An 11873-nucleotide genomic window follows, 5' to 3' on the forward strand; every position below is an offset into this window, starting at 1 on the left:
GAAGGCGCCCACCAAACAGGCCCTGCCCCCATCATCACGCCCCGGGATCACGCTGCGGACTCAGCTCACCTAACGCCTACGAACGGTCGCGTTCTCGGCCACCAGGTCGCGGGCGACCTCGACGACCTTCTTCCGGTTCCGCTGGGCCACCTCGCGCAGGGAGGCGAACGCGTCGTCGGGGCCGCACCCGCGCGCGTGCATGATGATGCCCTTGGCCTGATCGATGACGGTCCGCGCCGACATCGCGCGCCGCATGTGCGCGGACTCGCGAGCGGCGTCGGCCTGCCGGTCGACGGCGTGCAGGGCGGCCGCGGCGTGCTCGGCGAGCAGGGCCGCCAGCGGGTTGAGGTTCTCCTCGTCGAAGGCGTCGGCGCGGCCGGAGTGCATGCCGAAGGTCAGCACACGCTCTCCCCCGGGCATCGGGCTGGGCTGGGTGAGGGAGGAGCGGTCACCGCACTGGATCGCCGTGCTCGTGTACCGGGGCCAGCGGTGCTGCTCGCGCAGAAGATCGCGCACGTGCACGGGACGGACCCTTCGAACCGCCTCGACGGCCGGGCCCTGGTCGCTCGTGTACTGCTGCTCCAGGGCGATCGCCAGGTCCGGGTGAGAGGCCCCGTAGTCGGCGACCACGTGCCGCACCGAACCGTCGGGCCCGGTCACCTCGCGCCAGACCACGACGAGGGCGGCCGAGCACCCCGGCACGTTGGCGGCCGTGCTCCGGCTGATCTGGTCCAGTGCGCGCTCGACCGTGGTGCTCTCGGAATGCCCCAGTTCCCTGAACTCCCGGGCCAGGCGTTCGAACCACATCCGGCCCTCCAAGAACGGTGTTCAGTCGTGGGACGGAAAGCGGGGCCTCCGGGTTCCGGCCACGCATCAACCGTAACCGCAGGCGTCCACCTGCCCTCACATCCCTTACGGTCGATAGACGCATGTAGGTGTCGGTGTCCGCTCCCGCGGGTGCTGGTGCTCCGCCCCCGACGAGGACCGGGAGACCTGACGTGTCGGAGAACCTGGCCGGGCTGCAGCGCGAGATCACCGCCCTGGGAGAACGGGTCGGTGCGCTGCGTTCGGCCCACACGATGTACCCCGACGACGCCAGGGGCACCGCCGAGGCCGCGCTGGCCGAGCTGGAGTACGCCGAACGGTTGCTCGGCGACGCCGGTTCCGAGCTGGCCGAGGCCCTGTCGGGGCGTTCCGGTCAGCAGCGGCGCGAGGGCGGCAGCGACGAGCGGGCCCTGTTGCGGGCGGTCTTCTCCGAACTGACCGTGCCCGTGGTCCTGCTCGACCAGGACGGCCACATCCGGCGCATCAACAACGCCGGCGCCGACCAGCTCGGCGGCGCCCCCGGCTACCTGACCGGAAAACCCTTCACGCACTTCGTGGACCTGCGCAACCGCGCGGCGCTGCGGTCGTGGCTCGCGTCGGTGCTGCGCGGGGACGGTCCCGCCTCCCTGGACTCGCGGATGGCGCAGCGCGGGTGGGCCGAGGACGTGCACCTGTCCCTCACCCGGCTGGAGCTGCCGACCGAACCGCACCCGCTCGTGCTGGTGGCGCTGTCGCCGACGGTGCACGGGGGCGAGGACGAGGGCCCCGCTCCCCTGGAGCCCGAGGTCGAGGACCAGGTCGTCGTCCTGGCCGCCCGCCGCCTGGACGTGCTGACCCGGATGACGCGGCTTCTGCTGCGGCGTTCCGGACCGGCGCTGGGCGAGGCCGCGGAGCTGCTCGCCGACTCCTACGCCGACTGGGTCGTGCTCGACGTGCTCGACCGGGCCGACCCCGCGCCCGCCCGCCGTGCCGCCGTGGCCGGGCCCGCCGACGCACCGGAGGAACTGCGCGCGAGCGTGGAACGGGCGGTCCCGGAGGACTCCGACGTGCCCGGCCGGGTACTGGCCGAGGGCGAGTCGCTGCTGCACCCGCTCATCGAGGACGGCGCGGTGCTGGGCCACGACGACGCCGGCGCTCCCCTGCTCGGGCTCATCGGCGCGGGTTCGCTGCTGTCGGTGCCCCTGCGCGGGAGCCGTGGCGTGCGCGGCGCGCTGACGCTGATCCGGCGCAGCAACCGGGGCAGTTTCCGCCTGGCGGACCTGGGGCTCATCGAGGAGATCGGTGAGCACATCGGCCTGGCGATGCCGCCCCGCCCGCCGGTCGAGCCGTAGAGGTCGTCCCGGGCCCCACCGGCCGGAGAGGAGCGGAGGCCCGGAGCGGGCACGGACTACTCGGGCCCGTGGAGGGTCTCCACGAGGGTGCCGAGACGGTTGACGGAGCGGTCGAGGCGATGGATCTCCTCCACGAGCGCCCGGTCCTTGTCGCCGTAGGTGTCCTGCACCCGCTCGCGGATCGCGTCGAGGTCGGCCTGCACCTGGCCGGTGCGCTGCGCGAGCTGCTCGGCCAGCACCTTGCCCGGCTCCCCGGTCTCCTGGCCGAGGTCCCGCTGCAGGGTGCGGGCCTGCTCGCGCATCTGCGCCTTGAGCTGGTGCAGCTCCACGAAGACCTCGACCTTGGACCGCAGCACCCACGGGTCGAAGGGCTTGAGCAGGAAGTCGACCGCCCGGGACGCGTAACCCCGGAAGACCTGGTGCCGGTCGATCTCCTGGGCGGTCAGGAAGATGATCGGCACGTCCTTGGTCTTCTCGCGCTGCTTGATGTGCGAGGCGGTCTCGAACCCGTCCATGCCGGGCATGATGACGTCCAGCAGGATGACGGCGAAGTCGGTGCCCAGAAGGTGCTTGAGCGCCTCCTCACCGGAATTGGCCCGGACCAGGTTCTGGTCGAGGGAGGTGAGGGCCGCCTCCAGCGCGATCAGGTTCTCGTCGCGGTCGTCGACGAGGAGGATGTTGGCCTTCTGGGTCACTGCTCGTTACTCCAGGTCTTCTTGGGGCTCCGCGGCTGCGGTCGGGCTCACCCGTCCCCGTGGGTCTCGGTGTCGTCCCTGGTGTCGTCGGGTCCGGTCTCGTTCGTCCCGCCATTCTGCCCGGGTCCGGGGTCCTGCGTGTCCCCGGCCCCGCTCGCGAGCGCCGCGTCGTCGGCGGCCGCACCCGCACGTGTCTCGGCGGGGTCGGCCGTGAGCCAGCGTCGCATGACGTCCAGCAAGTGGTCGAGGTCGACCGGTTTGGTCACGTAGTCGGTCGCACCGGCGGCCAGACTACGCTCCCGGTCGCCCTGCATGGCCTTGGCCGTCAGGGAGATGATCGGCAGGTCCGCGAACTGGGGCATGTCCCGGATCGCCCTGGTGGTGGCGTTGCCGTCCAGCTCGGGCATCATCACGTCCATCAGGACGAGGGAGATGTCCTCGTTGGCCTCCAGGCGCGAGATGCCCTCGTGCCCGTTGTCGGCGTAGAGGACCTCCAGGCCCTGAGCCTCGAGGGCACTGGTCAGGGCGAAGACGTTGCGCACGTCGTCGTCGACGATGAGGACCCGCTGTCCGCTGAGCACCGCCCGGCGTTCGGGGTCGGTGCGGGCCTCCACCGTGGCGACCGGTTCCTCGGCCTCCTCGCCGCCCTCGGCCGCGGCGGACGTCTCGGCGGTCTTGAGCACCGGGACGGTCGGCAGGGGCTCGTCCTCGCCCAGGTCGGTGAGGGCGCGGATGGCGTCGTCGAACTCCTCGTCCGGCATCGCCGGGGTCGTGGCGGCCGCGGGCTCCTCCTGGGCCGGCGCGGGGCCGACCTCGGGGGCGACCGCCGGGCCGTACTCCGGCGAGGGGTGCGGGACCGGCTCGATCGCGGCCGGCGGGGTGATGACGGGGCGCTCGTCCGGGTCACCGGCGTCCTCGGGCAGGTGGACCGGGAGCAGCAGCGTGAAGGTCGACCCCTGGTTGGCGACGCTCTGCACGCGGATCTCACCGCCCAGCAGGCGGGCGAAGTTCCGGCTGATGGACAGCCCCAGGCCGGTGCCGCCGAACCTGCGGGAGGTGCCGCCGTCGCCCTGGTGGAAGGCCTCGAAGATCACCTGGAGCTTGTCCTCGGCGATCCCGATGCCGGTGTCGGCGACGGTGAAGGCGATGACCTCCTCGTTCTCGACGAACATGTCGAGGTCGGCGTCCTCGAGCGCCCAGGCGGGTTCGATGAGCAGCCGGACCTCGCCCTGCGGGGTGAACTTCACGGCGTTGGACAGCAGGTTGCGGAGGATCTGCTGGAGCCGCTGCTCGTCGGTCCACAGGGAGTCGGGGATGTCGGGCGAGACGTCCACGCTGAAGGCCAGGCCCTGGTCGCCGCTGAACGGCCGGAAGGTGGCCTCCACGTAGTCGACGAGCTGGCTGATGGAGACCTCGGTGGGCTGCACCTCGGCGCGGCCCGCCTCGACCTTGGACAGGTCCAGGATCTCGTCGATGAGCAGCAGCAGGTCGCTGCCGGCCTTGTGGATGGTCTGTGCGAACTCGACCTGCTTGGCCGACAGGTTCTCCTCGCCGTTGTCGGCCAGGAGCCGGGCCAGGATCAGCAGGCTGTTGAGCGGCGTGCGCAGCTCGTGCGACATGTTCGCCAGGAACTCCGACTTGTACTTGGAGGAGACCTGGAGCTGGTGGGCGCGCTCCTCCAGGGCGTTCCTGGAGCGCTGGATCTGCTGGTTCTGCAGTTCGATCGCGCGGTTCTGGTTGGCGAGCTGGGTGGCCTTCTGCCGGAGCTCGGCGTTCTTGCCGCGCAGCTCCTCCTGCTGGCGCTGGAGCTCGTTGGAGCGCTCGCGCAGCTGGTTGGCCATCTGCTGCGACTGCTCCAGCAGCATCTCCGTGCGGCTGTTGGCCAGGATCGTGTTGATCGTGGTCGCCACCAGGGAGCCGAGCTGGCGCAGGAAGCTCTTGTGGATCTCCTTGAACTCGTCGTAGGCGGCGAACTCCAGCACGCCCAGGGTTCGTTCCTCGGAGACGATCGGGAGGATGAACAGGTACTTCGGCTGTGCCCCGCCCATGCCCGAGTGCACGTCGACGTAGCCCTCGGGCAGGTTGTGGATCTGCAGCTCGGTGCGCTGCTCGACGGCCTGCCCGGCCAGCCCCACGCCCCGCTTGAGGGTGCGGCGTTCGTCGGAGGGCTCGAAGCCGTAGCCGGCGTAGAACCGGAAGGTCTTCTGGTTGTCCATGTCCGCGGGCAGGTAGAAGGCGCCGTGCTGGGCCTCCAGCAGCGGCGTGACCTCCTCCATGATGAGGCGCGAGAGCTCGTTGAGGTCGCGGTGGCCCTGCAGGTGCCCGGAGATGCGGTTGAGGTTGGACTTGAGCCAGTCGGCGTCGCGCTGGGTCTCGGTGGTCTCGCGCAGGTTGGACACCATCAGGTTGATGTTGTCCTTGAGCTGCTCCATCTCACCGCGGGCGTCGACCATGATGTTCTGGGTCAGGTCGCCCTTGGCCACTGCGTTGGCCACGGCGGCGATCGCACGGACCTGGGTGGTGAGGTTGCCCGCCAGGCCGTTCACGCTGTCGGTGAGCTGCTTCCAGGTGCCGGAGACCCCCTCGACCTTGGCCTGGCCGCCCAACTGTCCCTGGTTTCCGACCTCGTAGGCCACGCGGGTGACCTCGGTGGCGAAGGCCGACAGCTGGTCGACCATCGTGTTGACGGTGGTCTTGAGCTCGAGGATCTCGCCCTGCGCGTTGACATCGATCTTCTTGGTGAGGTCGCCGCCCGCGACCGCGGTGGTGACCTCGGAGATGTTGCGCATCTGGGTGGTCAGATTGTGCGACATCGAGTTGACGTTGTCGGTCAGGTCCTTCCAGATGCCGAGCACGCCGCGTACGTCGGCGCGGCCGCCCAGCTTGCCCTCGGTGCCCACCTCGCGGGCCACGCGCGTGACCTCGTCGGCGAACGCGGAGAGCTGGTCCACCATGACGTTGATGGTGTCCTTGAGCTCCAGGATCTCGCCCTTGGCGTTGACGGTGACCTTCTTGGTCAGGTCGCCGGCGGCCACCGCCCGCGTCACCATGGAGATCTGCCGCACCTGGTAGGTGAGGTTGTTCGCCATGGAGTTCACGTTCTCGGTGAGGTCCTTCCAGACCCCGGAGACGTCGCGCACGTGCGCCTGGCCGCCCAGCTGCCCCTCGGTACCGACCTCGCGGGCGACCCTGGTGACCTCGCTGGCGAAGGAGTCCAGCTGGTCGACCATCTTGTTGATGGTGTCCTTCAGGTCGAGCATCTCGCCCTGGGCGTCCACGGTGATCTTCTTGCTGAGGTCACCCTCGGCGACCGCCGTCGTCACCTGCGAGATGTTGCGGACCTGGTAGGTGAGGCTGTTGGCCATCGAGTTGACGTTGTCGGTCAGGTCCTTCCAGATGCCCGACACGCCCTTGACGTTGGCGCGGCCGCCCAGCTTGCCCTCGGAACCGACCTCGCGGGCCACGCGCGTGACCTCGTCGGCGAAGGAGTCGAGCTGGTCGACCATGGTGTTCACGGTGTTCTTGAGGGCGAGCATCTCGCCCTGCACGTCGACCTGCACCTTCTGGGTGAGCTCGCCCCGGGCCACCGCCGTGGTGACCTGGGAGATGTCGCGCACCTGGTTGGTGAGGTTGTCCGCCATCGAGTTGACGTTCTCGGTGAGGTCCTTCCAGATGCCCTGGACCCCGCGCACGTTCGCCCGGCCGCCGAGCTTGCCCTCGGTGCCCACCTCGCGGGCCACCCGGGTCACCTCGTCACCGAACGTGGAGAGCTGGTCGACCATCGTGTTGACGGTGTCCTTCAGCTCCAGCATCTCGCCCTGCACGTCGATGGTGATCTTCTTGCTCAGATCACCGCGGGCGACCGCCGTCGTCACCTGGGAGATGTTGCGGACCTGGTCGGTCAGGCGGCTCGACATCTGGTTGACGGCCTCGGTGACCTCGCGCCAGGCACCGGAGACGCCGTCGACGCGGGCGGTACCGCCGAGCTTGCCCTCGGTGCCCACCTCGCGGGCCACACGCGTGACCTCGCCGGTGAAGCCGCTCATCTGGTCGGCCATCTGGTTGACCGTGTTGGCCAGGCGCAGCAGGTCGCCCTTGAGTTCGCCGCGGCGGCCGTCGCGGGAGGCCCGGCGGCTCAGGTCACCGGCGGCGACCGAGACCAGGACGTCCGCGACGTTGCTGACCGGCTCGGAGACCTCGTCCAGCAGGTCGTTGATGGCGCGGGAGCTCTCGGCCCACGCACCCCGCGCCGGGTTGACCGCGATCCGCTCGCCGAGACGGCCCTCCTCGCGCACGACCTCGCCCACACGCTGCAGCTCGCTGTTGAGCTGTTCGCTGTGGTCGACCACCTCGTTGAAGACGGAGGCGATCTCCCGGATCGTGCCGCTGCCCCGTTTGCGCAGGCGCACACTGAAGTCGCCGTCGCGCATCCGGTACAGAGCCTGCAGAATCTCGTCGAGCTGTTCGTCGGCCAGTTCCTTGACCGCCTCGGGCATCGGACCCCTCCTCAACCTGCCTGTCACCCGTCCCTTCTGGCCCGGACGGACGGCCCCGCACCCGCGCCGCGGCAGGGGGGAGACCCGGACCGCGGACAGGTGGAGGGCGCGCACGTGCCCCCGCGTACCCTCGGTGACACCTCGTCACGCTACCGGCGCGAAGTACCACCCGAAAGAAACGGATGTGTCGACTTACACTAACCGGCCGCGACAAGCGTCACAGGCCGGTTGCGAAGACTCGTCCGCACGTGAGGTCCGGGGACGGCCCACACGCGCCGATCACCTCCGCGTATCGTGGCAATGACACCCCTGTCCCGGGCCCGGCTATGAAGGACACTGACGGCTTGCCACCACACGACGCGTTGAAGGTCGCTCGACGAGAGTTCCCCGCTGCTCCGGAGACCGCTGCGGCCGCCCGCGAGTTCGTTCACGACACACTCCTCAGCTGGGGTGTGCCCGACCCGTTCGACGACGTGATCCTGCTGGTCAGCGAGCTCGTCACCAACGCGGTCATCCACGCGCGTTCGTCCCTCGAGGTGACGGTGCGCCGCGGGGAGGGCTCCACCGAGATCATGGTCACCGACTCCGCCCCCGAGCGCCCCGTCCCCCAGGCCGGGCCGCTGGCGGTGGACACCTCTCCCTCGGACGGCGAGGAGCGGGTCGGCGGCCTGGGCCTGGCCCTGGCCTCGGCGATCGCCTCCAGCTGGGGTGTGAGTTACGGGCGCAGCGACAAGGCCGTGTGGTTCCGCATCGAGGACCAGCCCGGCGAACACCCGTCGCTCCGGTCGCCCCAGGTGCGCAAGGGCAACAACCGTCCCGCGAGGCCCACCGCGTGGTCGGCGCTGGACTCTGCGCTCGGGTCGCGGCTGAGCCTGCCCCAACTGCTGGAACGCACCGTCGAGTACGCCACGAGCGCCCTGGGCGGGGACGCCGCGTACATCGCACTGGCGACCTCCGACGAGACCATGTGGGAGGTGCGCTCGGCCATCGGACTGACCTCGGGCGGCGCCCCGTGGCGGCCCATACGGATCCGTACCGAGGAGGCCTTCCCCTCCGCCGCACCGGAACCGGGCGCCGTCATCAACGACGACCTCATGATCGCCCGTGCCAACCGGGGCGCCCTGGCCCGCGCGGGGATGCGCTCGCTGGTGACCGCCCCGCTCATCGTGGACGGCCGTGTCACCGGCCTGCTCGGGGTCGCCTCCACACGCACCCGGCACTTCGGGGCCGCCGCCGCCAAGCGCCTGCAGGAGGGCGCCGACCTCATAGCGCTGCCGATGGAGCGCTCTCGCCTGGCCGAGGTGGAGCTGGCCCGGCGTGCGTCGCTGAGCTTCCTGGCCGAGGCCAGCGACCTGCTCGCCGGAACGCTGGACGAGCGCATGACCGGTGCCCTGGCCGCGCAGCTCATCACGTCCCGGCTGGGCCGCTGGTGCGCGATCCACAGCACCAACGACCTGGGCATCTCCCACCTCACCCACGTGGTGCACGGTGACGAGAACCTCAACGACGTGCTCCACTCGCTGCTGACGACCCTGCCCCCGCGCGAACAGCGGGTGCCGCAGGCGCTGTGGAGCCCCGCCGAGCTGTCCGCCGAGGGCCTGGACAAGCAGGCCGTGCGCGAGCTGGCGCGCGGCCCGGCGATCAGCGTTCCGCTGGTGGCGCACGGGCGTCCGCTGGGCCGGATGACCATCGGCAAGGACGACAAGGACGAGTTCACCCGCGAGGACGTCGACGTCGCCGACGACCTCAGCCGCCGTGTGGCCACCGCGATGGAGAACGCCCGCCTGCACGAACGCCAGGCGGCGATGAGCTCGGCGCTCCAGCGGAGCCTGCTGCCCGCCAAGGAGAAGGAACCGGTGATCCCCGGCGTCGACCACGCCGTGTACTACCGGCCCGCCGACGAGAAGAACGTGGTCGGCGGCGACTTCTACGACGTGTTCAAGGCCGAGGAGGGCCGGTGGTGCTTCGCCATCGGCGACGTGTGCGGCACCGGCCCCGAGGCGGCCGCCATCACCGGTCTGGCCCGGCACACCCTGCGCGCCCTGGCCAAGGAGGGCCTGGCGCCGGCCGACATCATGGCCCGGCTGAACCTGGCGATCCTGGAGGAGAGCACCTCCACCCGGTTCCTGACCATGCTGTACGGCGAGATGACGCCCAACTACGACGACGAGGGCGGCATGCGGGTGCGCATGGTCTCGGCCGGGCACCCGTTGCCGTTGCGGTTGGACCAGAAGGGTGAGGCGTCCACGTTCGGGAGCTCGCAGCCGCTGTTGGGGGCCTTCGACGACGTCGGGTGGAGCACCGAGACCTACATGGTGCGGCCGGGCGAGCTCGTGCTGGCGGTCACCGACGGTGTCACCGAGCGGCGCAACAACACCGACATGCTCGGTGAGGAAGGGCTGCTGGACATCTTCGGGCACGCGCAAGGGCTGAGCGCTCAGGCGGTCATCAGCCGGATCGACCGGGAGCTCGAGTACTACGCCCCCGGTGGCAGCGTGGACGACACGGCGATGCTGGTGCTGCGGTTCCTCTAGGCGAGGTGGCGCCGCGGCACGGTACGGGCGCCGCGAGACCGGCTCAGCGCGGGCTGCGGGCCCGGCGGAGCTCCACGCGGCGGATCACCGGTTCCGCGCCCATCGACGCCACCAGGATCACCGCGCCCACCAGGCCCAGCGCCGTCATCTGCTCGCCCAGGAGCGCGGCCGACAGCAGCGCCGCGGTGAGGGGTTCGGCGATCGTGCCGACGGCGACCCCGGTGTCGGAGGCGGTCCGCAGCCCCATGAAGTAGGCGAGGTAGGCCACGACCGTCGGGACCAGCCCGAGGAAGAGCAGAAGCCCGAGCGCCTGGGCCTCCACCGGGACGGCCATGCCGAACGCGAGCCCGGCCGGCAGGAGCAGCAGACTGCCCAGCAGCATGCCCAGGCCCGCGTTGGTGAGCGCGTCCAGGCCCTCGACCGGGCGCCGGTTGGCCAGTCCCATCACGGAGAAGGCCACGCCCGCGCCGAGTGCGCACGCCAGTCCGGCCGCCAACTGTGCGGGCGGGGCGTCGGTGCTCGGGAACCCGGCCAGCAGCGCCAGGCCCACGACCGCCAGGACCACCGGGATCATGAGCGCGACCGTGGGGCGGCGGCGGGCCAGGATGCAGACCCCGGCGGTGATGAAGACCGGGACGCTGCCGATCTTGACCAGGGTGGCGAGCCCGACCGGGATCAGCGCCAGGGACCCGAAGTAGAGCAGCTGGAAGAGCGCGTGCAGCACACCGTTGAGGGCCAGGCGCCCCACGAGCGGGCGCGACCACACCATGCGGCGGAGCCGTCCCATGAGGAGCAGGACGAGCGTGATGGCCACACCGGCGATGAGCAGGCGGTAGACGGCCGCGGACATGCTCGTCAGGCCGTGGTCGCTCTGGAGCACGGCCGCAGCGGGGCCGCCGGTTCCCCAGAGCGCGCCCGCGAGCACGAGCAGGACGAAACCGCGCTGCGCGAACTGCGCGGGGTCCTCGGAAGGACCGGTGGGGCGGGCCGGGGGCGAGGGGGTCGACGCCACGCGGGAACCTTCTTCCTGGGGCCGGTGGGAGACGGGGGCCGGACCGACCTCCGCAGATTCTGATCCGATCATAGGATCTGTTGCCCTCGCGGCGCCGGTGCCGGTGGGCGGGGGCACGGCGCGGATGTGCCCACCGTCTCCCCGTGGCACCCGGTCAGAGCCAGCCCATGTCCTGGGCCGTACGGATCGCCGCCATCCGGTTGTCCGCCTGCGTCTTGCCGATCGCGTTGGACAAGTAGTTGCGGACCGTTCCGTCCGACAGATGCAGGCGCGCGGCGATCTGCGAGACCGAGGCGCCGTCGGAGGCCGCGCGCAGCACCTCCGTCTCGCGGTCGGTCAGAGGGCTCTCCCCTCCCGCCATCGCCGCGGCCGCGAGCTCGGTGTCGATGTAGCGCCCGCCCTCGTGGACCTTGCGGATCGCACCCGCCAACTGCTCCACGGGGGCGTCCTTGGCGAGGAACCCGCGCGCGCCCGCGGCGAGGGCCCGGCGCAGATATCCGGGCCGTCCGAAACTGGTCAGCACCACGACGCCGCAACCGGGGACGGCGGTGCGCAACTGCGCGGCCACCTCCAACCCCGTGGCGCCCGGCATCTCGATGTCGAGCACGGCGACCTGGGCGCCGTGCTCACGCACCGCGTCCACGACCAGGTCGCCGCGGCCGACCTCCGCGACCACCTCCAGGTCCTCCTCCAGCCCCAGCAGGGCGGCGATGGCACCCCGCACGAGGTGTTCGTCATCGGCGAGCACGATATTGATCAAGGTGGGGCCTTTCACCGTGTGTGAGCAGCGACTGCACGGTATCGTTTCCGGACATTACGGCGGGTTGTTCGCAGGGGCGCCGCATCGTCACTGGGGGGCGACGGGGCCGGCCGACCGGGGACAGATCCTGAGGCCGACCGGACTCGAAACCCCGCTGTATCGGCCTCTCACCCGGTTCTAACCCGCCCGGAGCATGATGGTTCTCGACATGGACGACCAC

The 11873-nt window shown here is 70.7% G+C and carries 7 protein-coding genes; 2 read left to right on the top strand and 5 right to left on the bottom strand.

The features are described 5' to 3' along the window. Positions 1-69: 69 nt before the first annotated feature. Positions 70-807, bottom strand: a complete 738-nt coding sequence (locus tag IDM40_RS16550; protein WP_193122916.1) for an ANTAR domain-containing response regulator — start codon at positions 805-807, stop codon at positions 70-72. Positions 808-998: 191 nt separating this feature from the next. Between IDM40_RS16550 and IDM40_RS16555 the strand changes: the two genes are divergently transcribed. After that, on the top strand, positions 999-2156 hold the full coding sequence (locus tag IDM40_RS16555) for a GAF domain-containing protein (RefSeq protein ID WP_193122917.1): 1158 nt from the start codon (positions 999-1001) through the stop codon (positions 2154-2156). 56 nt (positions 2157-2212) lie between these two features. Here the strand turns inward: IDM40_RS16555 and IDM40_RS16560 are convergent, their stop codons facing one another. Further along, positions 2213-2851 (bottom strand): response regulator, encoded by a 639-nt coding sequence (locus IDM40_RS16560; RefSeq protein WP_193122918.1) that lies wholly within the window; start codon positions 2849-2851, stop codon positions 2213-2215. A 47-nt stretch (positions 2852-2898) separates the two neighbouring features. Then, on the bottom strand, positions 2899-7347 hold the full coding sequence (locus IDM40_RS16565; protein WP_193122919.1) for a HAMP domain-containing protein: 4449 nt from the start codon (positions 7345-7347) through the stop codon (positions 2899-2901). Positions 7348-7709: 362 nt separating this feature from the next. Between IDM40_RS16565 and IDM40_RS16570 the strand changes: the two genes are divergently transcribed. Next, the gene (locus IDM40_RS16570) at positions 7710-9881 is read left to right on the top strand and encodes a SpoIIE family protein phosphatase (RefSeq protein ID WP_193123027.1); all 2172 of its coding nucleotides are present in this window, start codon (positions 7710-7712) and stop codon (positions 9879-9881) included. 43 nt (positions 9882-9924) lie between these two features. On the opposite strand, the gene IDM40_RS16575 is transcribed toward IDM40_RS16570, so the two are convergent. Then, positions 9925-10893, bottom strand: a complete 969-nt coding sequence (locus IDM40_RS16575; RefSeq protein ID WP_328807040.1) for a DMT family transporter — start codon at positions 10891-10893, stop codon at positions 9925-9927. Between the two features lie 154 nt (positions 10894-11047). Further along, positions 11048-11653, bottom strand: a complete 606-nt coding sequence (locus tag IDM40_RS16580; RefSeq protein WP_193122921.1) for a response regulator transcription factor — start codon at positions 11651-11653, stop codon at positions 11048-11050. Between the last annotated feature and the right edge of the window lie 220 nt (positions 11654-11873).

The sequence above is a fragment of the Nocardiopsis coralli genome, from assembly GCF_014892575.1.
GTDB lineage: Bacteria > Actinomycetota > Actinomycetes > Streptosporangiales > Streptosporangiaceae > Nocardiopsis > Nocardiopsis coralli.